This is a genomic window from Sphingomonas sp., from assembly GCF_041661885.1.
Lineage (GTDB): Bacteria > Pseudomonadota > Alphaproteobacteria > Sphingomonadales > Sphingomonadaceae > Sphingomonas.
Window position 1 is genome coordinate 165,196 of sequence record NZ_JBAZTL010000007.1, and the last position, 25,155, is coordinate 190,350.

The window sequence follows — 25,155 nt, forward strand, 5'->3', positions numbered from 1 at the left end:
ACCCGGCAGCACGGGGGAGACAAGCCGCAGAATCAACGCATCAGCCCAGCGGCGCGCAGCGCATCGCTGATCGTTTTCGCGACGCTGACATGGGCAGTCGGGCGGGCGGCAACGCGCGGCGGCGGCGGTGCGCGGCGCGGCTCGACGTTGCGACCCACGCCATCGGCAATGCCCCAGGAAGCCGCGATGTGGCGGGTCGAGCAAATCCCGGCTGGCAACATGAAGGGCATCGCCGCACCGCAGGCACCTTCGCCGACCGGATCGATTGGCGTGCCGTGGCCAAGCCCGGCAATGCTATAAGCCTCGATCTGTACGGCACCGCGCGGGCCGATCCAGCGACGCCGTTCCTGCCCGTTCACATGATCGTGCTGCGCATCGTCGAGGGAAATACCCTGCACCGCCGCCCATTGCGCGACGATCGCCTCCATATTGTCGGGGGCTACGGTCTGATCGGTCGTGCCGTGCCACACCGACAAACGCGGCCATCGCAGCGGCGTCGGCGCGGCGTCCCGCGCCAATTGGGCGAGAGCTGCCTGTTCCGGCAAGCCGCTGCCGCGCATCCGTTGCAAGGCGGCGCCAACCGATGTGGCCGTGCCATAAGGGAGCCCGGCGATCACCGCGCCACCGGCAAACAGCTCGGGATAAGTGGCGAGCATGACCATTGTCATTGCGCCGCCCGCCGACAGCCCGTTCACGAACACGCGCGTCGGATCGATGTGATAATCGGCAATCATGTGCGCGATCATCTGGCGGATCGACAGCGTCTCGCCCTGGTCGCGCGCAATATCGTCGGCGGCGAACCAGTTGAAACAACGGTTGGGGTTATTGGCCGGGCGCTGTTCGGGGTAAAGCAGCGCGAAGCCATGCCGGTCTGCAAGCGTGGACCAGCCCGAGCCGTGATCGTATCCCGCCGCATTCTGCGTACAGCCGTGCAAAACCACGACCAGCGGTGCCCCGGCCTTGAACCCGGCCGGAATATAATGGCGCGCGCGCAAATTGCCGGGATCGCTGCCGAAATTCGCGATATCTGCCAGCCTGTCCGAGTCCGGAATCGGCATCTGGGTGGCGTTGGCGCGCGCAGCGGCAAGCCGGGACAGCGTTTCGGATAAACCAGGCATACGACGTCTCTATCCGGCCCGACTTGCGGGACGCGGTTTCTTTCATGAGGGAGTGTACCGCAGTTTATGCTGCGTTGCACAATAAAATGGGGCCTCGTCGCTATATTGCAACCGTTCGGCTTTTGCCGCGCGGTGCTGGACGCGCGGCGGAATTGGCCTTAAGCGCCTCGGTTCCACCGACGGGTGACGTGCGACCTTGGAACTGCTGCTGATCCTCTCCGCCCTGCTTGGCGCCCTGACCGGGGCGACCGGTACGCGTGCGCCCGGGGCGCAACTGCATCAGGCGGCGGCGGTGGTTCAGGCTGCGACGCGAGTCGCTCCGGTTCGCTCCAGCATATTGCGGCCGGCCAATGTGGTAGCCGCGCTCAAGGCGCTGTGTCGCGCGCCGGATCTGGCTGCCTTCGCGCTGATGCCTGCCAGCCCGCTCTATGCAGGGCGCCGTCGCGAATAGCGTCCTGATGCGGTCCGCTTGCGTGCGGAACCGGTTTTTCCATCGACCTTCAGCATCGCCGCTTGCTCTGCGGCGGATGCGTTTCTTATCAGGAATTCTCCATGCTCGGCGGCATTGCCAAATCCCTTTTCGGGTCGTCCAACGACCGGTACGTCAAATCGCTTGGCACGATCGTTGCCAAAATCAACGGCTTCGAACCCACCATTTCGGCCATGTCGGACGAAGATTTGGCGGGCCAAACCGCGCGGTTCCGCGAACGCCTGGCGGCGGGTGAAAAGCTCGACACTCTGCTTCCCGAGGCCTTCGCCACGGTGCGTGAAGCGGCCAAGCGCGCGCTCGGACAACGGCATTACGATGTGCAGATGATCGGCGGCATCGTGCTTCACCGCGGCGAAATCGCCGAGATGCGCACGGGTGAGGGCAAAACGCTGGTCGCGACGCTCGCCACCTATCTCAACGCGCTGCCCGGAAAGGGCGTGCATGTCATCACCGTCAACGACTATCTCGCCGCGCGCGACGCCGGCTGGATGTCGCAGGTCTATAATTTCCTGGGGCTGACGGTGGGCGTGATCGTACCCAACCTTTCCGACGAACAGCGCCGCGAAGCCTATGCCGCCGACATCACCTACGGCACCAATAACGAGTTCGGCTTCGATTATCTGCGCGACAACATGAAGTACGATCGCGAATCGATGGTGCAGCGCCCATTCGCAATGGCGATCGTCGACGAGGTCGATTCGGTGCTGATCGACGAAGCGCGCACGCCGCTGATCATTTCCGGCCCAACCGACGACAAGTCCGACCTGTATCGCTCGGTGGATCTGGTTGTGAGGCAATTGGCGACCGAGGATTATGAGAAGGATGAGAAGCAGAAGTCGATCATCCTGACCGAGGACGGCACCGAAAAGGTCGAGCGGATGCTCGAAGCCGCCGGGCTGCTGGAGGGCGCGAACCTCTACGATTTCGAAAACACCCAGGTGGTCCACCATCTCAACCAGGCGTTGCGCGCGAACGTGATGTTCAAGGCCGACACCGATTATATCGTCAAGGATGGCAAGGTCGTCATCATCGACGAATTTACCGGTCGTATGATGGATGGCCGACGCTGGTCGGACGGGCTGCACCAGGCAGTCGAGGCCAAGGAAGGCGTCGAGATCGAGCCCGAGAACCAGACGATGGCCTCGATCACCTTCCAGAATTATTTCCGCATGTATCCAAAGCTCGCCGGCATGACCGGCACGGCGGCGACCGAGGCGGCGGAATTTTACGACATCTACAAGATGAACGTGGTGACGATCCCGACCAACGTTCCGGTCAAGCGGATCGACGAGGAAGACGAATTCTACAAGGACACCGCCGACAAGTTCGCGGCGATCGCCAAGAAGATCAAGCATCACGCCGATCTCGGCCAGCCGGTACTGGTTGGCACGGTCTCGATCGAAAAGTCGGAACTGCTGAGCGATTTTCTGGTCAAGGAAGGGGTTGCGCACAAGGTGCTCAACGCGCGCTTCCACGAACAGGAAGCGCACATCGTCGCGCAGGCGGGCCGCAAGAGCGCCGTCACCATCGCGACCAACATGGCCGGGCGCGGCACCGATATTCAGCTTGGCGGCAATCTCGAATTTCGCGTCAATGACGAGCTGACCGATCTCGAGGAAGGCCCCGAGCGCGATGCCGCGATCGAGCGGATCAAGGCCGAAATCGAGAATGAAAAGGCCAATGTGCTGGCGGCGGGCGGGCTGTTCGTGCTCGGCACCGAGCGGCATGAGAGCCGCCGCATCGACAACCAGTTGCGTGGCCGCTCGGGCCGCCAGGGCGATCCGGGGCTCAGCCGCTTCTATCTGAGCCTTGATGACGATCTGTTGCGCATTTTCGGACCCGACACGCTGTTCGCGCGAATGATGCGCTCCAACATCGGCGATGGCGAGGCGATCGGCAGCAAGTGGCTGTCCAAGGCGATTGAGACCGCGCAGAAGAAGGTCGAAGCGCGCAACTACGACATCCGCAAGCAGGTCGTCGAATATGACGACGTGATGAACGACCAGCGCAAGGTCATTTACGAGCAGCGCGCCGACATTATGGATGCCGAGACGGTGGGCGATGTAGTCGCTGACATGCGCGCCGAAACGGTCAACACCATCGTCGGCGGGGCCTGCCCCCCGGGCACCTATCCCGAGCAATGGGATATCGTCGGCATGAAGGCCGCGCTGGCCGAAACGCTCAACATCGAGCCGCAGATCGAGGCATGGCTGGAAGAGGAAGCGATCGACCCGGAAATTATCGAGAGCCGCGTACAGGCGATGGCGGACGAGATGATCGCCGAGAAGGCCGCCTCGCTCGATCCGGAAACCTGGGTGCGGGTCGAGAAGTCGATCCTGCTGCAAAATCTCGACCATCACTGGAAGGAACATCTGTCGACGCTCGATGCGTTGCGGCAGGTTGTCCACTTGCGCGCCTATGCGCAGAAAACGCCGATTAACGAATATAAGCAGGAGGCATTTTCGCTGTTCGAACGGATGCTGGCCAACATTCGCGAGGATGTGACCCGCACGCTTGCCTTTGCGCATTTCCAGGTCCAGGAGGCGCCGCAACTGCCGACGCTGCCCGACTTCATCACCTCGCATTTCGACCCGTTCACGGGCGAGGACGACACGATGGACCAGGATGGCGGCACCGGCGGGCATATCACCACGCGCCTGGCCCCGCTCTCGATCCCGCTGCCCGATGGCAGCGATTTTGGGCAAGACCCTTCGGAATGGGTGGGCAAGGTCAGCCGCAACGCACCGTGCCCATGCGGTTCGGGGCGCAAGTACAAGCATTGCCACGGCGCGGTGTGATCTGACCGCCGCACGGCGCTGATTGCAGGCACAAAAAAAGGCCCCCTTCCGTAATCGGAAGGGGGCCTTTTTCATGGGTGCTTATTTGGGGGTGACGATGCTCGGCCCGAGATTGTGGATCACTTCGCGGGCGTCGAACGCCTTGATGTTATCCTTGGGCTTGGGGCCCTTGCCGACGATGATTTCGGCATTGGCCTCATATTTGTCGATCGTATCGATATCCACGCCACGGTCGAAGAAGGGATCGCCGAAGAACGGGTCCCAGGTGCGCCAGCCGAAGCCGCGACCGCGATAGCGCCAGCTCGGGCCCCAATAGCCACCGAAGCCATAGCCCCCAAAGCCATAACCGCCACTGAAGCTGGGCGTCGAATAGACGCGCGAGCGATGATCGACATCACGATCGGCGAAGATGAAATAGTCATAGCCCCGCTGCACCGTCAGCTCGGCGGCGCGGTACAGCAGATATTTCTCGACCGTGTCGCGCGAGGTGTAGCTATTGCCCGAGAAGCTGACCTGGAAGCGGTTTTCCTCGATTTGGCGGTCGCTATAGCCCGAGCGTTCAAAACCACGGCCCGTCGCCGGGCGGTAGGTCGATTCGGTCGCGCACGCCGACGTCAGCAGGGTCACGGCGCCAAGCGCTACCGCGAGAGATGTGCGTAGGGCAGAAGAAGGTAGCGGCATGTCGATCTCCAATGACGCGGCCCACCGGCGAACCTCACCGACGGGCCACAAAGCCAGGGCCATGAAGCGCAGAACGATCCGCCCGTGGCAAGGCTCCGGGTGACCGCGCTGGTCGCGAATCGTATAAACCGTTGCAGATGAATGGACACTGACGCGCGATGGAGCGAGCGGCTCTCCATTGGGCTCACAAACAGCTTCCGTGGCGGTGTCACCGTGGTCGCGGGCGGGGCACCATATCCACGCTGGCCGGGCAGTTTTGGCGCATTGCAATAAAAGCTGAAAACGGGCCTTGCGCGTCCGCGAATCTCGCTGCTATAGGCCCGCCTCCGCAGTGTTCCCTGATAGCTCAGCGGTAGAGCTCTCGACTGTTAATCGAGCGGCCGTAGGTTCGAATCCTACTCAGGGAGCCATTTTCCAGCATCGGTGCTCGGGAAACCACGCCAGCTCTGCTGCGGGCCAGTCGGTCGTCAGGAGACGAACTGTTCCATCGTGATGCGATCATCCAGGGCGTGTTCGGGATCGAACAGTAGGGTCAGCTCACGCGTGCGGTCGATCACGATTTCCACCACAGCGACATCGCGAATCTCGCGCTGGTCGGCGACCGCGCTGACCGGGCGCTTGGCAGGTTCGAGCACGCGCAGCGTGATTCGCGTCTTGTCAGGCAGGATCGCGCCACGCCAGCGCCGCGGACGGAACGGACTGATTGGGGTCAGCGCCAGCATGTTGGAGCCGAGCGGTAAAATTGGGCCCTGCGCCGACAGGTTATAGGCGGTAGAACCCGCCGGTGTTGCCACCAGGATGCCGTCACAGGCCAGTTCGGGCAGCACGACCCGGTCATTGACCGTCACTTCCAGTTTCGCGGTCTGGCGCGTCTCACGCAGCAGCGACACCTCGTTGATCGCGGGCAGGGCGAATGTTTCACCATCGACGGTCGTTGCGGTCATCGCGAGCGGAACGACCTTGAACGGCTTGGTCCGCTCCAACCGGGTATCAAGCCCGTGCGGTCGCCATTCGTTCATCAGGAAACCCACGGTGCCAAGGTTCATGCCGAACACCGGTACGACGGGTTTGCGGCGTTCGAGCATCGCATGGAGCGTCTGGAGCATGAAACCGTCGCCGCCGAGCGCGACGATCACGTCCGCCTCTTCGGGCCGAACCCACTCATGCGCATCCGCCAGGGCCGCCGCCGCTTCCTGCGCCTGGGGCGTCGGCGAGGCGACGAGCGCACGGCGTTGCAGCGAACTCATCCGCCCGTCACGCTCATATGCCGCGTGACCGCGGGCGCGGTTGCATCGATATTGAATTCGTGACGCGCGGGTTTGGTGCGCATCGCGGCGTCGAGCGCAGCATCAAGCCCCCCGACACCCTCGCTACGCAAGATCGCCTTGAGATCGACCTGATCGTCATGCCCCAGGCACGTGTATAGTATGCCCTCGGTCGTCAGCCGCACGCGGTTGCACGTATCGCAAAAATTCGCGGTCAACGGTGAAATCAGCCCGAGCTTGGTTCCGGTCCCGTCGACCCGCCAATAGCGCGCTGGCCCGCCACTGCGGTGCACATCGCGAACCAATGCGAAGCGCGTGGCAAGATCGTCGAATACCGCAGTCAACGGCACGAAACGATCGGCGCGGTCTTCGTCAATCTGGCCGAGCGGCATCGTTTCGATCAGCGTCAGGTCGAGTTGCTCCGCGACGCACCAATCGAGCATCGGTGCAATTTCATGTTCGTTCAGTCCTTTGAGCGCGACCATGTTGATCTTGATCGCCAACCCCGCATCGCGCGCGGCGAGAACCCCGCCAATGACCCGCGCCACGTCACCGTGGCGGGTAATGTAGCGGAAGGTTTCGGGATCGCGGCTGTCGAGGCTGACATTGATCCGCCGCATCCCCGCCGCCACCAGCGCGGAAGCGTGCTGCGCCAGGGCGTTGCCGTTGGTCGTCATCGTCAATTCATCAAGTCCGGCACCAACATGGCGACCAAGCCGGTTCACCAATTCCGTCACCTCACGCCTGACCAGCGGTTCCCCGCCGGTAAGCCGGATCTTGCTGATACCGCGCGCGATAAACCGTTCGGCGATCACCGCGATTTCTTCGAGGCTGAGGACGGCGGATTTGGGCAGAAACGTCATCTGCTCGGCCATGCAATAGCGGCAGCGCAGGTCGCAGCGGTCAGTCACCGAAATCCGCAAATAGCTGATCGTACGACCGTGGCGATCGATAAGGGCGGGGGTGGCGAGCATCAGCTATGGAGCTAAGCCTTCATGGCTGTGGGAACAAGGGCATTGCATTACGTAAAGGTCGCTCTTCTTTAATGAACGGTGCTTCATTAGGGTCTGCCCATGACCGCTGCGCATCCTGCCCCGCTTTTCATTCTGTCCTTTCGTCAGCGCGACGAATTGGCCTCGCTCGCGGCCGGGGCGGGGTGGCAGGTGGTGGCGGCGCGGCGCGCGGGCGGGGCCGAACGACGGTTTCTGTCGAGCGGGGCCGCCGTCGCGGTTATCGACGCGCGTGGTGCGCCCGAGGATGGGCTCGGTGCGACCACCATGCTCAGCGGCGCGGTCGAGGCCAATGGCGGGGCGATGCTTGTGCTGGTGTCGCGCGGCGAAGTCGGGACCATCTCGGCGTTGTTCGAAGCAGGCGCGACCCATTTCCTCGCCAGCCCGTTTAGCGAGGCGGAATTTTTGCAGGCGCTGCGGTTCGCTGCCCGTCACGCCGAGCGCATGGCGCGCGAATGGGCGGCGGGGCCGGTGTTTACGGCATTGGGCTGGCGCTACGATCTGGCGGCCAAGGCACTGGTACTGACACCGGGCTTGATGGCCCTGCTGGCAATGGATCGCGAACCCGGCGTTCGCGATGTGTTGCGGCGGCTTGAGCCAGGGGATCGCGCGGCGGCACTGGCGGCCTTGCGACGCATGTCGCCCGCGCGCCCGGCCACCGCTTTTGCCCATGATGCCGAGGGGATTGGCCGTATCGTCCAACACTTGCAATGGGATGTGGATCGGCAGCGGATCGACGCGGTTGTCGAGCCGCTCGGCAGCGCGCCCGAACCCGCCGCCGAGTTACGCGAGGCACTGGCCGGCGCGCGCGATGCGGGCAGCGCGCGGCGTTGGCTTGCTCGACAGCTTGAAAGCCCGAGCGAGATTCCACTGCACACGATGCTGGTCGCGCTCAATCGCTTCGACATGGTCAACACGGCCTATGGTCGCGCGGCGGGAGACGCGTTGTTGCGCAGCGCGCAGAAGCGGATTGACGATGTCGTTCGCGAAATGCTCGGTCGTGACGGGTTGATTGCGCGGATGAGCGGTTCGACCTTCGTGGTTGCCGCGCGCGCGCCACGCCTGCGGATCGATCTTGCGCTGGCGCGCATTGCCGGAGAATTGGCGCGACCGTTCGTCACCGGTGAATCGATCGCCGTGCTTGGGTGCCGGATCGGCCTTGCCCAGGCGCAGGAGGGCGACACCGCCGCGACGCTGCTGCGCCGCGCGAGCGAGGCTTTGGCGGAAGCGCGCGAGTCGGACAGCGCGACGATGCGCGTGGCCGATGCCGATGGCGACGGTGCCCCGATCGACCGGCTTGCGGTCGAGCTCAATCAGGCGATGGACCGCGGCGAGATCGGGATATTGTTCCAGCCGCAAGTTTCGGTCTCGAGCGGGGAGATCATCGGGGTCGAGGCGCTCGCGCGGTGGGAGCATCGCGCGCTTGGCACCATCGGCGCGGAGACGTTGTTCGCGGCGGCGGCGCGTGCCGATCTCGACATCGGGCTGTCGGACCATATTCAAAAGCTGGTGCTGGCGCAGGCTGCCGCGTGGCCGGCGTCACTTGGCGGTTTGCGGTTGTCGCTCAATCTGACGGCGGGGGACATCGCCCGGCCGGGTTTCGCCGATCTGTTCCTCGACCGGGTCGATAGCAGCGGTTTTCCGCGCGCGCGGCTGACGCTGGAGATTACCGAGAGCGGGTTGATCGAGGATTTGGGCATCGCGTCGAGCCTGTTGTCGGTGTTGCGCGGGGCGGGGTGCCGGATCGCGATCGACGATTTCGGAACCGGCTATTCGAGCCTGGCCTATTTGAAGGCGCTGCCGCTCGATTATCTCAAGATCGACAAGAAACTGGCGCAGGATATTACCGGCTCCCCGCGCGACCGTGTCGTGGTGCGCGGGGTGATCGACATGGCGCGCTCGCTCGGGCTTACGGTAATTGCCGAAGGGGTCGAGAACGAAGCCCAACTCGAGGCGCTCGCGGCGGAGGGATGCCAGATTTATCAGGGCTTCCTTTGTTCGGAAGCGGTATCGGTGGCGGCGTTGGTGGCGTTGGTCACCGGCTGAAGGGGAGTGTCGGGCATGTGGAAGTATGTCGCCATTGGGCTGATCGCGGTGGTTCCTGCATCCGCCCCATCGCAAGCGGTGGCATCTGCCGCGCCGATTGTGGTTACCACCGCGCAGAACGGCGTCGAGGCCGCGATGACGGATAGCGCCGCCGGTTGGAATGCCGGGGATCTGGCGCGCTTCATGCGCATCTATTCGGACGCGCCGGATACCAGCTTCGTCACCAAGGAGGGGGTTTTGCGCGGCAAGGCGGTGATGGCCGAACGCTATCGCACCCGCTACGATTTCGGAGATGGCACGAAGCGGGGCGCATTGAGCTTCGCCACGCTCGACTTCCGGATGCTCGACCGCGCCCACGCGCTGTATATCGGTCGCTACACCCTGCGCGGAGGCGACGGTCGCGTGCAATCGGGGGTGACGTCGCTGGTGTTCCGCAAGGAGCGGGGCGGGTGGCGGATTATTGCCGACCATAGCTCCTAAGCGGAGGTGCTTTCCTAAGATTGCTCTGAATTTCCGCTGAGTTTGCGCTTCCCCGGCCTCCGCCGGGGACGTGAAAGAGGGAAGGGCGGGCGTTCCTTACCCAGCCGCCTTGGCCAACCCCTTCGACAATTGCAGCGCGCCGTGCAGCCGCGCCTTTGGATCGCCCCACACGCGCGACACCACCAATTTGCTGTCGGGCCTGAGCCGCGCCACGCCCTCGAGTTTGCCGACCCAGGCGAGCAGACCCGGCACATTGGGCGGAGTGTCGTCGAAGAAGGTAACAAGCGCACCCTTGGGCCCCACGTCCATCTTGGCGACGGCGGCCTTCTTGGCGTTGAGCTTGATCTCGATGATGCGGATCAGGTTTTCGGTCGGATCGGGCAATTTTCCGAAACGGTCGATCAGTTCGGCGGCGAACGCCTCGACCTGGTTCTGGTCTTCGAGATCGTTGAGGCGGCGGTAGAGGCCCATGCGCAGATCGAGATCGGGCACATAATCCTCCGGGATGAGGATCGGCGCGTCGATCGTGATTTGCGGGCTGAAATCCTTGGGGCGCAGGCGTTGCCCACCGGCCTTGGCGTCCATGATCGCCTCCTCCAGCATCGACTGGTAGAGTTCGTAGCCGACCTCCTTGATATGGCCCGACTGCTCGTCGCCGAGCAGATTGCCAGCACCACGCTGGTCGAGATCGTGGCTGGCGAGTTGGAAGCCCGCGCCCAGCGTATCGAGGTCGCTCAGCACCTTGAGCCGCTTTTCGGCGGTTTCGCTCAAAATACGATTCTCGGGCGTGGTGAGATAGGCATAAGCGCGTGTCTTGGCGCGCCCGACGCGCCCGCGAAGCTGATAGAGCTGGGCGAGGCCGAAGCGATCGGCGCGGTGGATAATCATCGTGTTGGCGCTCGGGATATCCAGCCCGCTTTCGACGATGGTGGTCGAAATCAGCACCTCGAACTTCTTGTCGTAGAATGCGGACATCCGCTCTTCGACTTCGGTCGGTGCCATCTGGCCGTGCGCGACGACGTAGCGGACCTCGGGCACATGATCGCGCATGAACGCCTCGATATCGGGCAGATCGGCGATGCGGGGGGTGACGAAGAAGCTCTGGCCGCCGCGATAATGTTCGCGCAGCAACGCCTCGCGCAGCACCACCGGGTCCCACGGCATGACATAGGTGCGCACCGCCAGGCGATCGACCGGCGGGGTCTGGATCACCGAGAGTTCGCGCAGACCCGACATCGCCATTTGCAGCGTGCGCGGGATCGGCGTTGCGGTGAGCGTCAGGACATGGACGTCGTTCTTGAGTGCCTTCAGGCGTTCCTTGTGGGTGACGCCGAAGCGCTGCTCCTCATCGACCACGACGAGCCCCAAACGCTTGAACTCGATGCCCTTGGCGAGGATCGCGTGGGTGCCGACCACCACGTCGATCGTGCCATCGGCAAGGCCCTCCTTGGTCGCCTTGGCCTCGGCACCGGGCACGAGGCGGCTGAGGCGGCCGACGTTCAAGGGAAAGCCCTCGAAACGCGAAGTGAAGTTGTTGAAATGCTGGCGCGCGAGCAGGGTGGTGGGGCACACCACCGCGACCTGCAGCCCCGCCATCGCGGCGGCGAAGGCACCGCGCAGCGCCACCTCGGTCTTGCCGAAGCCGACATCGCCGACGACGAGCCGGTCCATCGGCGTGCCCTTGCCGAGATCGCCCATCACATCCTCGATCGCGCGATCCTGATCGTCGGTTTCTTCATAGGGGAAGCGGTCCACGAACGCGGCGTAGCTACTGTCGCGATCGATCGTTTCGGCCGGGCGCAGCGCGCGTTCCGCGGCGGTTGCGATCAGTTCGCCCGCAATTTCGCGGATGCGCTCCTTCATCTTGGATTTGCGACGCTGCCACGCCTCGCCGCCGAGCCGGTCCAGGCTCGCGCCTTCGCTATCCGAGCCGTAGCGGCTCAGCACTTCGAGATTTTCGACGGGCACGAACAATTTGTCGCCGCCGGCATAAGTCAACGCGACGCAATCGTGCGGGGCCTGGCCCACCGGGATCGAGGTCAATCCCTCATAGCGGCCAATGCCGTGATCGGCATGGACGACGAGGTCGCCCGGTGTGAGCATCGCCAGCTCGGCAAGGAAGGCATCGGCCGATTTCTTGCGCTTGTTGCGGCGCACGAGCCGGTCGCCGAGCATATCCTGCTCGGTGAGGAGCGCGACCTGGGGGCTGTTGAAGCCGTGGTCGAGGGGGAGGATGATAAGGGCGACCGTCGCGCCTTGTCCTCCCCTCCCTGAAAGGGAGGGGCTGGGGGTGGGTTGGCCCGTAGGGAAGGTGGTGCCCGTTTCAGAGCGCCCCACCCCCGACCCCTCCCTTCCAGGGAGGGGAGAAGCAAAAGCAGACGCGCCGAGCGCCTCCTGCCACGTATCGACCAGCTTCAGGTTGGTCGCGCCATGATCCTTTAGCAGCCCTGCCAGTCGCTCGCGCGCGCCGTTGGAATAGCTCGCCAGCACCGCTTTCCGCCCCGCGCGCGCCAACCCGCGCAGATGCTCGACCACCGCCTCATAGACGTTTGCGCCATTGGCGCGCTCGGCGCCGAAATCGCGCGGACCGTCCACGCCGAAATCGATCACGCTCGCGCTTTCCGGTTCGTGGAAGGCGGTGATGCGGTGCGCGGGGGCTTCGTCCAGCCGCCCGGCAAAGTCGTTGGCGGTCAGATACAGGCTGGCGGCGGGCAGCGGGCGATAGCTGCCGGGGTCGCTCGACTGCGCCTTCACGCGGTTGGCGTGATAATCGGTGATCGCTTCGAAGCGTTGTTCGGCGGCGGCGACCGACCCGGCATCGCGCAGGATGACCGCGCCGTCGCCCAGATGATCGAACAACGTCGCGAGCTTGTCCTCGAACAGCGGGAGCCAATGCTCCATCCCCGCCAAGCGCCGCCCGTCGCTGATCGCCTGATAGAGCGGGTCGCCGGTCGCGGTCGCGCCGAAACGTTCGCGATAGCGCGCGCGGAAACGCTTGACGCTGTCCTCGTCGATCAGCGTTTCGGAGGCTGGGAGCAGCACGAAACCCTCGACGCGCCCGGTGGTGCGCTGGTCAGCAGGGTCGAAGGTGCGGACGCTTTCGATTTCGTCGCCGAAGAAATCGAGCCGCAGCGCCTGTTCCTCGCCGCTCGGGAAGAGGTCGACCAACCCGCCGCGCACGGCAAATTCACCCGCATCGGCAACGGTTTCGACGCGGACATAGCCATTGGCTTGCAAGAGCGCGGCCAGCCGGTCGCGCCCGATCCGCTCCTTGGGCGCAAGCCGCGCGACCAATTGGCGGATGCGGAACGGCGTCAGCGTGCGCTGCGCCACCGCATTGACGGTGGTGAGCAGCAATTGCGGGCCCTTGGGCGGCTGTTGCAGGCGGTAGAGCGTCGCCATGCGCTCGGCCATGACGCGCAAGGTCGGCGAGGCGCGGTCATAGGGCAGGCAGTCCCACGCCGGGAAGGTGAGCACTTCGAGGTCGGGCGCGAAAGTCGGCGCGGTCGCCGCGATCGCGCGCATCGCCGCTTCATCGGGCGCGACGAACACCGCGCGCGTCTTGGCGGCACGCGCGAGATCGGCGAGCAGCCACGGCTCGAACCCGGTGGGCACACCCGCAAGGGTGAGTGGGCTCTTGGCGGTGAGGATGTGCGACAGGTTGGGCATTGGTACTTTCGAAATCCGTCACCCCGGCCTTGTGCCGGGGGCCACGGTGCAGCAAGGACGACCGCTCGAGTGGTTGGGTGGACCCCGGCACAAGGCCGGGGTGACGCCAGCTATTCCGCGATCGGCACGTAGTTCAGCGCTTTCAGCGCATCGACGATCGAGCCCTGATAGCGCGGCGGACACGCTTCGGTGCCGATTGCCCAGGCCATGATGTCAACATCCTGTTCCTCCAGCAATTCCTCGAACAGCGTGATCTCGGCATCGTTCCATCCGTCCGAGCGCGCGTCGAAAAAGCCGCCGATCAGCAAATCGGCTTCCTTGGTGCCACGGTGCCAACTGCGGAAACGCAGGCGTTTGAGGCGGGTTTCGCGGTTCATGGGCGTCCAACGCAGATTGCCCGACGCCCGCCGACAGCAGGTGCTGGCGGCGGTGGCCGGGTAGGGGTAAGAGCACCCCAGATAGTCATGCGGCCCGATATCCTCAATCCATTGTTCGCCGAAGTCACGGCGCTGAAGGGCATTGGCCCGGGCCTGGCCAAGCCGCTCGACCGGCTCGGGCTGTCGCGCGTGGTCGATGTCGCCTTTCATTTGCCAACCGGCTGGGTCGATCGGCTGGCGCGCGACGAGCTCGACATGGCCGATGCCGGGCGCACGATCGCGATCACGCTGACCGCACAATCCTATCGCTCGAGCGCCGGACGCGGGCCGACGCGGGTGCAGGCGACCGATGCGCGCGGCAATTCTGTGAGCCTCGTCTATTTTGGCGGCCATTCGGGCTGGGCCAAGAAACTGGCACCAATCGGCGAGCCCCGGCGAGTTTCCGGGCGGCTTGAGCACTATGGCCAGGAATTGCAGATCGTGCATCCCGACTATGTGCTGCCACTGGAAGAAGCCGAGGACACGCCCGAGCGCGAGGCGATCTATCCGCTGTCGGAGGGGATCACCTCCAAGCGGATGGGGCATTTGGCGGCGCAGGCGATCGAGCGCGCGCCCGATTTGCCTGAATGGATCGAGCCGGGTTTGCTCGCCAAACATGACTGGCCCGGCTGGCGTGCTGCGCTGGCGCGGGTGCATTCCGACCCGTCCGACACCGTTGCGCGTACGCGTCTGGCCTATGACGAAATCTTCGCCAACCAGCTTGCGCTGATGCTGGTGCGCCAATCGTCGCGCGCCAGGCGCGGGCGGGCGCTGGTCGGAACGGGCAAGCTGCGCGAGGCGTTGCGCTTACCCTATGCGCTGACCGGCGCGCAGGCGCGCACGGTGCGCGAGATCGAGGGCGATCTGGCGCAGGCGCAACCGATGCTGCGGCTGCTGCAAGGCGATGTCGGCGCGGGCAAGACGCTGGTGGCGACGCTGGCGATGCTGACGGCGGTGGAAGCGGGCGCGCAGGCGGCGTTGCTCGCGCCGACCGAGATCCTGGCGCGGCAGCATTATGAGTCGCTGCGGCGGATGCTGGCGGGCTTGCCGGTCGAGGTTGCGGTGTTGACCGGGCGCGACAAGGGCCGCGTACGCGAGGCGACGCTGATGGGGCTGGCGGCGGGGACGATCGACATCCTGATCGGCACGCACGCGATCTTCCAGGAAGCGGTGTCCTATAAGGATCTCGGGCTGATGGTGGTCGATGAGCAGCACCGCTTTGGCGTCGCCCAGCGCATGATGTTGCAGGCCAAGGCCAAGGCAGCACCGCATTTGCTGGCGATGACCGCGACGCCGATCCCGCGCACGCTGACGCTCGCCAATTATGGCGAAATGGACGTCAGCCAGCTCGACGAAATGCCCCCCGGGCGCCAGCCAATCGAAACGCGCGTGATTTCGGAGGACCGGCTGGGCGATGTCGTCGATGCGCTCGGGCGGCACCTGTCCGATGACGGCCAGGCCTATTGGGTGTGCCCGTTGGTCGAGGAGAGCGAGAAGAGCGATCTCGCGGCGGCGGAAGCGCGCGCCGAGACGTTGCGCGCGCGCTTTGGCGATCGTGTCGGGCTGGTGCATGGCAAGATGAAGCCCGCCGAAAAGGATGCGGCGATGGCCGCCTTTGCCAGCGGGCAGTTGGGCGTGCTGGTGGCGACGACGGTGATCGAGGTCGGGGTCGATGTGCCCAATGCGACGCTGATCGTGATCGAACATGCCGATCGTTTTGGATTGGCGCAATTGCACCAGTTGCGCGGGCGCGTTGGGCGCGGCTCTGGCAGGTCGAACTGCCTGTTGATCCGCGGCGGGGCGCTGAGCGAAACGTCGCGCGCGCGCCTGGCGTTGATGCGCGAGACCAATGATGGCTTCCGCATTGCCGAAGAGGATTTGCGGTTGCGTGGTGCGGGCGAATTGCTTGGCACCAGGCAATCGGGCGAGGCGGGGTTCAGGCTGGCGACACCGGAGATGCTGACCTCGCTGTTGCCGATCGCCACCGACGATGCGCGGCTGCTGATCGACCGCGACGGCGGCCTCGACGGCGCGCGCGGGCAGGCGGCGCGAACGGCGCTCTATTTATTCGAGCGCGACGCGGGCGTCGCGTTGCTGCGATCGGGTTGAACTGCGCTAGAATCGACTGTTCTTAACCGGGCCACCCAAATTCCGATCGGGCTGAGCCTGTCGAAGCCCCGCTCCCGACAGGCGAGCGGTGCCACGCGGGAGGGCCAGGGCCCTTCGACTGGCTCAGGGCGAACGGGTTTAGCTATTTGCCGCGCACCATCACCGCCAGCACCTCATAATAATCCGCGAGGTCGATCGGTTGCTCCAGCTCGCACCCGATCCGCCCGCCGAGCGACCAGCGGATTTCCGCGACGACCACGCCCACCACCGGCAACGCAACGCGCAAGCGCTCGCCCGCGCCATAGGGAATTTCGGCGCGTGCCATCAGGCCAAGCGCCGACAAATTCACGATCAGCAACGACACTTGCTGTGCGTCCGGACCATAAGCCCGGGCGCGATAATGTACCTCATCGCGGGCCAGCGCGCGTTTGTCCGCGAACTGTCCTGCCAGTGCCTTCGCCATTGCCAAACCCCTCTAATGGGTGTGGCGAAGGTACGGCGGCGAATGTAAAACAGGTCGCAACGAAGCAGCTTAACTTGCGCTAACCGTTATATTTTTCAAAGGTTCTCTGGCGTTTGGGCGCGCACCAGCAGGCCGTGATGCTTTTTGCCCGCCGCGATGCGGACCGACTCGTCGCCAACCGCGATCATCAGCATCTCGTCGCTGACCTTGTCCGCGCCGACGCGCGCACCGCCGCCCTTGATGAGCCGCTTGGCCTCACCCTTCGAACTCGCGAAGCCGAGGCCAATCAGCGCATCGACGATGCCGATCGCACCCGACACCGCGAAGGTCGGCAGCGCCCCGCCCGCGCCACCTTCCTCAAAGGTGCGGCGCGCGGTTTCGGCGGCTTCGGCAGCGGCTGTTTCACCACGGCACATCGCGGTTGCCGCATTGGCGAGCACGATCTTGGCGGCGTTGATATCGGCACCTTCCAACGCTTCCAGGCGCGCGATTTCGTCGAGCGGAAGATCGGTGAACAACCGCAGGAAGCGCCCGACATCGCGGTCATCAGTGTTACGCCAGAATTGCCAGTAATCGTAATGCGACAGTTGATCCTCGTGCAGCCACACCGCGCCCGACATCGTCTTGCCCATCTTTCCGCCATCGGCGGTGGTGATGAGCGGCGTGGTGATGCCGTAGACCTCGGTCCCGTCCATGCGGCGCGACAGTTCGATGCCGTTGACGATATTGCCCCATTGGTCCGATCCGCCCATTTGCAGGCGGCAGTCGGCGCGGCGCGACAGTTCCAGGAAATCATAGGCTTGGAGGATCATGTAGTTGAATTCGAGGAAGGACAGCGACTGCTCGCGGTCGAGCCGCAGCTTGACCGAATCAAAGCTGAGCATCCGGTTGACCGAGAAGTGCTGCCCGACATCGCGCAGGAAGGGGATATACTCCAGCTTGTCGAGCCATTCGGCGTTATCAAGCATGATCGCGTCGGTCGGCCCGTCGCCGAACACCAGAAAGCGCTCGAAAATGCGCCGGATCGAGGCCACATTGGTGGCGATACCATCATGGTCGAGCAGCTTGCGCGCTTCGTCCTTGAAGCTCGGATCGCCGATCTTGCCGGTGCCGCCACCCATCAACACGATCGGCTTGTGCCCGCTTTGCTGGAGGCGGCGCAGCAGCATGATCTGGACAAGGCTGCCAACGTGCAGCGACGGCGCGGTCGGATCGAAGCCGATATAGCCGGGTACGGTTTGCTTGTTCGCCAAAACATCGAGCGCGGCGGCATCGGTCATCTGGTGGATATAGCCACGCTCGGACAGCAGGCGGAGAAGGGCGGATGTGTGCTCGGTCATGCCGGGCGAATAGCCGATTTTTCCCCGAATTAAATCCCCGGCAATTGCCGTTGTGGATCGACCGGGGTGCGGCCCTTGCGCATCTCGAAATGCAGTTCGGGTCGGTCGGCCAGCCCCGAATCGCCCGACAGCGCGATCGTTTGCCCGCGCCGCACCGATTGGCCGCGCTGAACCAGCAATTGGCTGGCATGGCCGTACACCGTCGTCCAGCTATCGCCGTGCTTCACGATGACCAGCCCGCCGAGCGTCGGGATACCGCTGCCGGCATAAGCGACCACGCCATCTGCCGCGGCGAGAATCGGCGTGCCGACGGGCACGGCGATCTTGATGCCGTTATATTTCTCGCCCGACGCACCAGGCCCGAAATGGGCGACGATGCGCCCCCGCACCGGCCAAGCGAAGCCACCGATCAACCGCGTAGGCTCGGCGATTGCCTGGGTCGGGGCCAATACGCGCCGCGACGAAGGAGAAGGGCGTACCGGTCGGTCGTTCGCCGCCAAAGCGGGTTCGCTGCCGGTGACGATATCGTCGATATCGAGGCGAAAGGCCGCCGCGCGTTCGGCGGCGGTGCTGCCGTTTGCCGTGCCGGGGATGGCGATTCGCATCCCTACTCGCAGCGTGTAGGGGGCGTTCAACTCGTTCGCGGCGACAATCCGCGACCAATCGACGCCATAGGCACGCGCAATCGCAATCCCGGTCTGCCCGGCGCGGACCAGGTGATAACGACCACCGGGAATATCGAGCCGTTGCCCGGGCCGGATCACGAACGGCGCGGCCAGGCCGTTCGCACGCGCGATCGCTTCCGAACCCGCACCGGTGCGATCCCCGACAGCGCGCAACGTATCGCCGGGCTGGACGATATAGCTTGTCGCCACAATAGTTTCAGCGTCGGGGGTTACCGGTCGCGCTTGCCAGGCTGGCGGCGGAGCGGGGAGGGCGGAAACGCCTGCGTCGATCCGCTGCGGTTCGTATCGATCCTGCTCGCGGTCGAGGCGCTCCCCGCCTTGCGGCTCGTAGGGCCGCTGATCGTCGCGCGGCTGATACGATGATGGCGCGTCATAGCCGCGTTGTGGCCGATCGGGATTGGGAATGCAGGCGGTGAGGGTTCCAAGGACCAGCATGGCGATGCCAAGCGTCTTGCCGCGATGCCCCATACTCTACCCCCTACTCGTACAACGACCCCAGCATAGCAAGCGATGGCCGATGTGTCAGGTCGAGATGCAGCGGCGTTACCGCAACAAAACCGTCGGCCACTGCTTCAAGGTCGGTCGCATGGGCGGGTGTTTCCACCGTCGGACCGAGCGCAAACCAATGATAGTCATACCCGCGCGGATCGCGGTTGGTGACGATCTGCAGTCGCCCGTAATCGCGAAGCCCCTGCTGGACGATCTTGATTCCCTTCACGGCATTGGCGGGGCCTGTCGGAAAATTGATATTGACCAGGCTGCGCGGCTCCAATGGCGCATCGATCAGCGGGCGGAGCACGCGTTCGCCCCAAGCAGTGGCGGCTTCGAACGGCGCTGCGTCACCGAGCCCCTCGCGATCATGGACCTGGCTCAGCGCGATCGAACGCACGCCCGCCAATGCGCCCTCCATCGCGGCGGAAACCGTGCCCGAATAGGTTACGTCCTCGGCGAGATTGGCCCCGCGATTGACCCCGGACAGGATCAGGTCGGGCTTGGCATCGCGCATGATTCGCGCCAGCGCCATCATCACGGCATCGGTCGGCGTGCCCGCCACGGCAAAGCGCTTTTCGCCATGCTGGCGCACGCGAAGCGGACGGGTGAGCGTCAACGAATGGCCCGCGCCCGACTGTTCGTCCGCCGGTGCAACGATCCACACATCGTCGGAGAAACGGGCCGCGATCGCCTCCAGAATTTTGAGCCCGGGGGCGTGATAGCCATCGTCATTGGTCAGCAGGATGCGCATCGTTCAGTCCTTTGCCCGCAGGCTCTTGCTGGAGCGTTCCGCCAAACCCGTTCGCGCTGAGCCTGTCGAAGCGCCGCTTTCCCTTGCGAGCCGGGCGCGAGAAGCGGGCAGCCCTTCGACAGCTTCAGCGCGAACGGGAGAGATCAGCGTGCCGGTTCCAGCCGGTTGAGCCCCTTGAGGTACGGCTGGAGCACTTCGGGAATCGCCACCGCGCCATCCTCCTGCTGATAGTTTTCGAGCACCGCGACCAGCGTCCGCCCAACCGCGAGGCCCGAACCGTTGAGCGTGTGGACAAAGCGAGTCGCTTTCTCGCCCTCTGGCCGATAGCGCGCGTTCATGCGGCGCGCCTGGAAATCGGTGCAGGTCGAGCAGCTCGAAATTTCGCGATACTGGCCTTGTCCGGGCAGCCACACTTCAAGATCGTAGGTGCGCGCCGCGGTGAAGCCCATGTCGCCGGTACACAATTTCATGCGGCGGAACGGCAAGCCAAGCGCGTTGAGCAAGCCTTCGGCACACGCCGTCATCCGCTCATGCTCGGCCTCCGAGGCGTCAGGCGTAACGATTGAGACCATCTCGACCTTTTCGAACTGATGCTGGCGGATGAAGCCGCGCGTGTCGCGGCCCGCCGCGCCCGCTTCGGAGCGGAAGCAGGGGGTGAGCGCTGCGAAGCGCAGCGGCAGTTCGGCCTCGCTCAAAATCTGTTCGCGCACGATATTGGTCAGGCTGACTTCGGCGGTCGGGATCAGCCAGCGGCCATCGGTGGTCTTGAACAGATCCTCGGCGAATTTGGGGAGCTGCCCGGTGCCGAACACCGCCTCGTCGCGTACCAGCAGCGGGGGCACGACCTGCTCATAGCCATGTTCGCCCGACAGCGTATCGAGCATGAACTGCCCGAGCGCGCGGTGCAGCCGTGCTGCCGCACCCCGCACCAGCGTGAAGCGCGCGCCCGACATCGCCGCGCCGGTTTCGAAATCGAGCCCGAGCGCGGGGCCGATCGCGTCATGCTCACGCGGGGTGAAGGGGAAAGTGCCGGGCGTCCCGTGGCTTGCCACCAGCACATTTCCGGCCTCATCGGCGCCTGCGGGCACATCGGCGAGCGGCAGATTGGGAATTGCCGCCAACTGCGCGTTCAACGATTCGCCAAGCGCCTTTTCCTCGGCCTCGATTGCGGGCAGCCGCTCCTTCAGCGTGGCGACCTCGGTCATCAACGCAGCCGCGGTCGCCTCGTCTTTTGCGGCTTTTGCGGCGCCAATCGCCTTCGAGGCTTCGTTGCGCCGTGCCTGCGCGACTTGCGCCTCGGTCATCAGCGCGCGACGACGCTCATCAAGCGCCACCAAATCGGCAGCAACAGGGGCAAGCCCACGCCGGGCGAGGCTTGCGTCGAAGGCGGCGGGATCGTCCCGGATCAGGCGAATATCGTGCATGACCGGGCTATGGCGTTGCCGCGTGACGCGCGCAAGGCGTTCCGGAACTGCCGTGCGCGCGCCGGTCGGATAGTGCGATCAGGCGGGCGTAACCGCCCGCTTGGTGAAGCGCTTGCGCGCCACCAGCGCCGCTGCCGCCGCCCCGAATAACAGCACCATTGGCGGTGCTGGAACCGGAGCCGGGGGGCCGCCACTCGATCCTGTGCTGCCACTGCTCGTTCCGCCCTGGCTGCTGCTTCCGCCGTTTGAACTCCAGCCACCATTGGAGCTCCAGCCCTGACTGCTGGACCCATAGCTGCTCGAGCTGGCAGACGATGTGCTGGTGCTCGAACCGTTGGACGAACTGGCGGAGGAAACGTTGCCGCTGGACGACGAGGAGACGTTGCCGCTCGATGCCGAAGAGACGTTGCCGCTTGAGGCGGAAGAAACGTTGCCACTGGATGACGAGGACACGTTGCCACTGGATGACGACGAAGACGCCGACGAAACGTTGCCGCTGCTACCGCCTGAGGCCGATGACACATTCCCGCTCGACCCGCCCGAGGCAGAAGAGACGTTGCCGCTTGATCCGCCAGACCCACCCGACGCGGACGACACGTTGCCGCTCGAACCGCCGGACCCACCGGACGCCGACGAAACGTTGCCACTTGAGGATGAACCCCCGGTCGAAGACGTGCTCGACACGGTTGCGCCACCCGTGCTCGACGAGGAGCCCCCCGAGCCACCCGAGGACGAGGTGCTGCTGACCGAACCACTGGAGGATGTGCTGGAGACGCTGCCGCTCGACGTCGAGGACCCACCGGTGGAGGTGGACGAGGAAGACCCGCCGGTCGACGTCGATCCACCGCTGGTCGAGGAACTTGTCGAGGAGCCGCCCGATGAGATGTTGATGACGGTGCCGCTCGAACCGCCAGAGCCGCTCGACGTGCCGCCGCCGGTGGAGGTCGACGAGATTACGATGCTGCCACCACCACCACCGCCGCCGCCGAAGAATCCACCCGCGAAGAACCCTCCGCCGCCGAATCCGCCGCTGCCGCCGATCACGGTTGTACCACCACTGCCGCCGCCGCCCGAATATCCGCCCGACCCGGAAAAGGGCGGGCTTACGGGGATGGGCGCACCCTGCGCTGTCAAATAGACGACTTGCGGCTGAGTTGTGGTGCGGGTTTGTGTAACAACGCGGCGTACCCGCGCACCGGCACCGCCAATGCGCGCCCCACCTGCCGCAACCGTGGTGGTGCGCCGCACGATTCGCTTGGTCACCTTGTGGGTATACGTGCTCCGCGCGCGCGCTCCATCGGCCACGTGAACGGCACCGCCACCAACAATCGCCCCGCCGCAGGCGCAGGCACAGAGTTTCGCCAAGGCCATCCGTACGGACATGATGCTATTCTCTCGTTGACGATTTCGGTATCGCGTACACGACCGATCTCACGTAAATATGCTTTTCCTATTCCGCAAAGTGCCCAACAAAGCGTTAAGTGCAATATCGTTAACCAACTTTGTCAGTCCGACGACCTGTAAATATGCGATTTTACAGGAGGGCTTATGGTTAATGTTTTGTGGTGGGACAGATTTGTCATTAACTATTGATCGACGTGATCCAGCGATTTCCAGATCGCAGGAAATTTGAAGCGGTTTCTTGTGATTGCCAGACGGAGCCATGCAGGCCGGAGGCGACCGACCTCGCGCGATATGGCGGCCATCGCGGTCAGTGCGTCAGGATTGCTTGTGGAGCGTCAATGGCATGGTTATAGGCCCGCTCCAGGTAGATTGACCCGGGGCTGGTCCAGAGGTGCGCAAAGCACCGCGTGACCTGGAGGGGGAGAGTGTGGGATGGCGACTGTCTTGAATAGATTGGACGATTCCGAAAAATTCGCGGTGCCGCAGGTCGGCAGTGACGATGGCTACCGGCCAAGTGCCGACGAGGAGTTCATGAACCCCCGTCAGCAGGCGTATTTCCGCGCAAAACTGCAAGGGTGGAAGGATTCGATCCTGCGCGAGGCGGCGGGGACGCTGTCGCAATTGCAGGTCGATACGCTGCGCGAAGCCGATTTGACCGATCGCGCATCCAGCGAAACCGATTGGTCGATCGAACTGCGTACGCGTGACCGGCAACGCAAGCTCATCTCCAAGATCGAAGCGGCCATGCGCCGAATCGACGAGGGGGAATATGGCTATTGCGAGGTGACCGGGGAGCCGATTTCACTGGCGCGGCTTGAGGCGCGACCGATCGCGACGATGACGGTGGAGGCGCAGGAACGCCACGAGCGCCACGAAAAGATTTCGCGCGAGGATTGATCCACGCCGCGCTAATCTTAAGATGTTGGATACCATTGCTCGGCTAATCTCGGCCTGAACCAAGATTGGCACATCTCAGGCAATGGACCAGTATTCACAAGACCCTTTCCACGTCTCGACTGAGGACGGCGCGCAGAACCGTCAGGACACGCGGGACAGCCTGTTCCTGATGGCGGATTTCCGCATCGTCGGGCAAAATTCGGTGCGTCCGCTTCGGGTGCGCAATCTCTCTGCCGGTGGCCTGATGGCGGAATATCCCGACGGCCTTGCGCAAGGGTTGCGCGTCGAATTCGATGTGCGCGGCGTCGGCTGGGTGCCCGGTCAAATCGCCTGGTCTGCGGCGGGCCGAATCGGCGTGGCGTTCGACCGACAGATTGATCCGATGCTGGCCCGCAAGCGCGTCGGGCAGGGGGCGCAAACACCCGTGTTCGTGAAGCCCATTTTTCCGCGTCCGCTACGCTGAAATAGCGGCGGCAGGTTTTCGCGGTCTGAGCCCGGGCGTCCGGCACCCGGGCTCGCCATGCGCTAGATTTGCGCCAATTCCTGCTTGATTCGAAGCTTTTGTTTCTTTAGCGCAGCCAAAGCCACGGCGTCGGGCAAGGGGCGTTGCGCTTCGGCTGCGATTTGGCGATCGAGGACTGCATGCTTGGCTGAGAGAGCCGATTGATGCGCGGTCTGCATGGGATGCGTACCTCCTTCATTTGCTGCTTGGGGACGTGAATAGAACACGCCGCGCTTGGTTTGTCTCTCCTTCTTTTGAGCGACGCACGATGTGCGCGCGGATTTGTACGACGGGTCGATTTTATCCGTGCTGCGCCGCGATGATTTGCTAAGGTGTCGTCATCGAATGGGGACACGATGGACGATAGCCTGATCGCAAAGCGGCTGGAGGTGTTACGCGTCGAACATCGCGATCTCGATTCGGCGATCGGCGCTTTAATCGGTTCGGGATCGCTCGATCAGCTTCAACTGGCACGCTTCAAAAAGCGCAAGCTTCGGTTGCGCGACGAAATCGCCATGCTCGAGGACCAGCTTGTCCCGGATATTATTGCCTGACGATGCCGAAGCTCCCGTTTTGAGACGGATCACGCGATCCACGCGCGATTTGAGCCGCTACCGTTAAGGCTTTGTTTATGCGAGGTAGTGGGGATGGGATTCCGGGCTTATGATTCGCGTATACAGCGCCGTGTGATCGACACGCTCTATATCGATGCAATGGTGCTGGCTGATGAGGCGCGCAGCTATTTCGACGAAGGCGGGCGCGCCGACCGCGAAGCGCTCGATCCGCTGGCACGGGTTTCTTTCAGTTGCGAATCGTTGAAGGTCACGACGCGGCTGATGCACGTCATTGCCTGGCTGCTGACCCAACGCGCGGTCGATGCCGGGGAGATGGCCCCGCGCGAGGCGTTGGATGAATCGCGACGTTTGGGGCCGGCACCAATGAGCGACGCGGCGATCGTATCGGCGATGCCTGAGGCGGCGCGTACCCTGATCGCCGCCAGTGTGGACCTGCATCGCCGGGTCGCCCGACTCGATCAGATCCAGGCCGACGAAGTTGAGATCATGGAAAGCCCGGCACGCACCATGCAGGACCGCCTCGCTCTGGCGTTCTAGCG

At 64.1% G+C, this 25,155-nt stretch carries 22 protein-coding genes and 1 tRNA gene; 11 read left to right on the top strand and 12 right to left on the bottom strand.

Features of this window, described 5'->3' with window-relative positions:
- Window positions 1-32: 32 nt before the first annotated feature.
- Window positions 33-1,118, bottom strand: coding sequence for a PHB depolymerase family esterase (locus WC704_RS14430; RefSeq protein WP_372891044.1), 1,086 nt, complete (start codon window positions 1,116-1,118; stop codon window positions 33-35).
- Between the two features lie 196 nt (window positions 1,119-1,314).
- Here WC704_RS14430 and WC704_RS14435 point away from each other — a divergent pair, with 196 nt between their 5' ends.
- Together WC704_RS14435 and secA are read left to right on the top strand one after the other, a co-directional pair.
- Window positions 1,315-1,569 (top strand): hypothetical protein, encoded by a 255-nt coding sequence (locus tag WC704_RS14435; RefSeq protein ID WP_372891046.1) that lies wholly within the window; start codon window positions 1,315-1,317, stop codon window positions 1,567-1,569.
- A gap of 101 nt (window positions 1,570-1,670) precedes the next feature.
- Entirely contained in the window at window positions 1,671-4,406 is a 2,736-nt protein-coding gene (gene secA / locus WC704_RS14440) for a preprotein translocase subunit SecA (RefSeq protein WP_372891048.1), read from the top strand.
- Between the two features lie 81 nt (window positions 4,407-4,487).
- Here the strand turns inward: secA and WC704_RS14445 are convergent, their stop codons facing one another.
- On the bottom strand, window positions 4,488-5,087 hold the full coding sequence (locus WC704_RS14445) for a hypothetical protein (RefSeq protein WP_372891050.1): 600 nt from the start codon (window positions 5,085-5,087) through the stop codon (window positions 4,488-4,490).
- 335 nt (window positions 5,088-5,422) lie between these two features.
- Between WC704_RS14445 and WC704_RS14450 the strand changes: the two genes are divergently transcribed.
- A tRNA-Asn gene (locus WC704_RS14450) sits at window positions 5,423-5,497 on the top strand.
- Window positions 5,498-5,554: 57 nt separating this feature from the next.
- Here WC704_RS14450 and WC704_RS14455 read toward each other — a convergent pair.
- Together WC704_RS14455 and moaA are read right to left on the bottom strand one after the other, a co-directional pair.
- Window positions 5,555-6,334, bottom strand: a complete 780-nt coding sequence (locus WC704_RS14455; protein ID WP_372891052.1) for an NAD kinase — start codon at window positions 6,332-6,334, stop codon at window positions 5,555-5,557.
- Window positions 6,331-7,326: a GTP 3',8-cyclase MoaA gene (gene moaA / locus WC704_RS14460; protein WP_372891054.1), complete on the bottom strand. Its 996-nt coding sequence runs from the start codon at window positions 7,324-7,326 to the stop codon at window positions 6,331-6,333. Before moaA ends, WC704_RS14455 begins: the two co-directional genes overlap by 4 nt.
- Window positions 7,327-7,425: 99 nt before the next feature.
- On the opposite strand from moaA, the gene WC704_RS14465 reads away from it, so the two are divergent.
- Entirely contained in the window at window positions 7,426-9,408 is a 1,983-nt protein-coding gene (locus WC704_RS14465; protein ID WP_372891056.1) for a putative bifunctional diguanylate cyclase/phosphodiesterase, read from the top strand.
- A gap of 15 nt (window positions 9,409-9,423) precedes the next feature.
- Window positions 9,424-9,888 carry a DUF4440 domain-containing protein gene (locus tag WC704_RS14470; RefSeq protein ID WP_372891058.1) on the top strand — a complete coding sequence of 155 codons (465 nt, stop codon included), beginning with the start codon at window positions 9,424-9,426 and terminating at the stop codon, window positions 9,886-9,888.
- Between the two features lie 96 nt (window positions 9,889-9,984).
- On the opposite strand, the gene mfd is transcribed toward WC704_RS14470, so the two are convergent.
- Both mfd and WC704_RS14480 read right to left on the bottom strand, forming a co-directional pair.
- Entirely contained in the window at window positions 9,985-13,557 is a 3,573-nt protein-coding gene (mfd, locus tag WC704_RS14475) for a transcription-repair coupling factor (protein ID WP_372891060.1), read from the bottom strand.
- A gap of 110 nt (window positions 13,558-13,667) precedes the next feature.
- Window positions 13,668-13,934: a succinate dehydrogenase assembly factor 2 gene (locus tag WC704_RS14480; protein WP_372891062.1), complete on the bottom strand. Its 267-nt coding sequence runs from the start codon at window positions 13,932-13,934 to the stop codon at window positions 13,668-13,670.
- 87 nt (window positions 13,935-14,021) lie between these two features.
- Between WC704_RS14480 and recG the strand changes: the two genes are divergently transcribed.
- Window positions 14,022-16,082, top strand: coding sequence for an ATP-dependent DNA helicase RecG (recG, locus tag WC704_RS14485; RefSeq protein WP_372891064.1), 2,061 nt, complete (start codon window positions 14,022-14,024; stop codon window positions 16,080-16,082).
- 142 nt (window positions 16,083-16,224) lie between these two features.
- Here recG and WC704_RS14490 read toward each other — a convergent pair whose 3' ends face one another.
- From WC704_RS14490 to serS, 5 genes are all read right to left on the bottom strand, one after another.
- Window positions 16,225-16,545, bottom strand: a complete 321-nt coding sequence (locus tag WC704_RS14490; protein WP_372891066.1) for a PilZ domain-containing protein — start codon at window positions 16,543-16,545, stop codon at window positions 16,225-16,227.
- Window positions 16,546-16,640: 95 nt separating this feature from the next.
- Complete coding sequence (tyrS, locus tag WC704_RS14495) at window positions 16,641-17,885, bottom strand: tyrosine--tRNA ligase (protein WP_372891068.1); 1,245 nt, start codon at window positions 17,883-17,885, stop codon at window positions 16,641-16,643.
- A 29-nt stretch (window positions 17,886-17,914) separates the two neighbouring features.
- Complete coding sequence (locus WC704_RS14500) at window positions 17,915-19,039, bottom strand: peptidoglycan DD-metalloendopeptidase family protein (protein WP_372891070.1); 1,125 nt, start codon at window positions 19,037-19,039, stop codon at window positions 17,915-17,917.
- Between the two features lie 10 nt (window positions 19,040-19,049).
- Window positions 19,050-19,814 (bottom strand): 5'/3'-nucleotidase SurE, encoded by a 765-nt coding sequence (gene surE / locus WC704_RS14505; protein ID WP_372891072.1) that lies wholly within the window; start codon window positions 19,812-19,814, stop codon window positions 19,050-19,052.
- A gap of 143 nt (window positions 19,815-19,957) precedes the next feature.
- Window positions 19,958-21,238 (bottom strand): serine--tRNA ligase, encoded by a 1,281-nt coding sequence (gene serS / locus WC704_RS14510; protein WP_372891074.1) that lies wholly within the window; start codon window positions 21,236-21,238, stop codon window positions 19,958-19,960.
- A 322-nt stretch (window positions 21,239-21,560) separates the two neighbouring features.
- Here serS and WC704_RS14515 point away from each other — a divergent pair, with 322 nt between their 5' ends.
- The 3 genes from WC704_RS14515 to WC704_RS14525 all read left to right on the top strand — a co-directional run bounded on the left by WC704_RS14515 (window position 21,561) and on the right by WC704_RS14525 (window position 24,002).
- Window positions 21,561-22,376: a hypothetical protein gene (locus tag WC704_RS14515; protein WP_372891077.1), complete on the top strand. Its 816-nt coding sequence runs from the start codon at window positions 21,561-21,563 to the stop codon at window positions 22,374-22,376.
- 698 nt (window positions 22,377-23,074) lie between these two features.
- Window positions 23,075-23,539: an RNA polymerase-binding protein DksA gene (gene dksA / locus WC704_RS14520; protein ID WP_010402820.1), complete on the top strand. Its 465-nt coding sequence runs from the start codon at window positions 23,075-23,077 to the stop codon at window positions 23,537-23,539.
- Window positions 23,540-23,621: 82 nt separating this feature from the next.
- Window positions 23,622-24,002, top strand: a complete 381-nt coding sequence (locus WC704_RS14525; RefSeq protein WP_372891080.1) for a PilZ domain-containing protein — start codon at window positions 23,622-23,624, stop codon at window positions 24,000-24,002.
- A 62-nt stretch (window positions 24,003-24,064) separates the two neighbouring features.
- Here the strand turns inward: WC704_RS14525 and WC704_RS14530 are convergent, their stop codons facing one another.
- Window positions 24,065-24,220, bottom strand: a complete 156-nt coding sequence (locus tag WC704_RS14530; RefSeq protein ID WP_372891082.1) for a YdcH family protein — start codon at window positions 24,218-24,220, stop codon at window positions 24,065-24,067.
- A gap of 177 nt (window positions 24,221-24,397) precedes the next feature.
- Here WC704_RS14530 and WC704_RS14535 point away from each other — a divergent pair, with 177 nt between their 5' ends.
- Window positions 24,398-24,595 (top strand): YdcH family protein, encoded by a 198-nt coding sequence (locus tag WC704_RS14535; RefSeq protein WP_372891084.1) that lies wholly within the window; start codon window positions 24,398-24,400, stop codon window positions 24,593-24,595.
- A 93-nt stretch (window positions 24,596-24,688) separates the two neighbouring features.
- The gene (locus WC704_RS14540) at window positions 24,689-25,153 is read left to right on the top strand and encodes a DUF1465 family protein (RefSeq protein WP_372891086.1); all 465 of its coding nucleotides are present in this window, start codon (window positions 24,689-24,691) and stop codon (window positions 25,151-25,153) included.
- The last annotated feature ends 2 nt before the right edge of the window (window positions 25,154-25,155 follow it).